This is a genomic window from Massilia glaciei, from assembly GCF_003011895.2.
Taxonomy (GTDB): Bacteria; Pseudomonadota; Gammaproteobacteria; order Burkholderiales; family Burkholderiaceae_D; genus Telluria_A; species Telluria_A glaciei.
In genome coordinates this window covers 1-309 of record NZ_PXWF02000219.1, presented here as the reverse complement: position 1 = coordinate 309, position 309 = coordinate 1, and the positions used below count along the sequence as shown (strand labels likewise).

Sequence of the window (309 nt, the reverse complement as noted above, 5' to 3'; positions counted from 1 at the left end):
GGGCGGTCATGGCGACGATCTTGACGGCGCCACCGTCGGGGTGGGCGCGGATGCGGCGGGTCGCCTCGTAGCCGTCCATCTCGGGCATCTGCAGGTCCATCAGCACCAGGTCGAAGTGGGCGTAGCCGGAGCGGGTCAGCGCGGCCAGCGCGCCGAGGCCGTTGTCGGCGATGCTCACCTGCGCGCCCTCCTGCTCGAGCAGCTCGCGCGCCAGGCTCTGGTTGATCGGGTTGTCGTCGACCAGCAGGATGCGCAGGCCCGGCAGGCCGTCGCGCGCGGCGGGCGCGGCCGCCCCGGCCTGGCCCGCCG

The 309-nt window shown here is 75.1% G+C and carries 1 protein-coding gene; it reads right to left on the bottom strand.

The annotated features are described in order from the left end of the window. A partial coding sequence (locus tag C7C56_RS13075; protein ID WP_146204467.1) for a response regulator occupies positions 1-309 on the bottom strand: 309 nt, incomplete at both ends.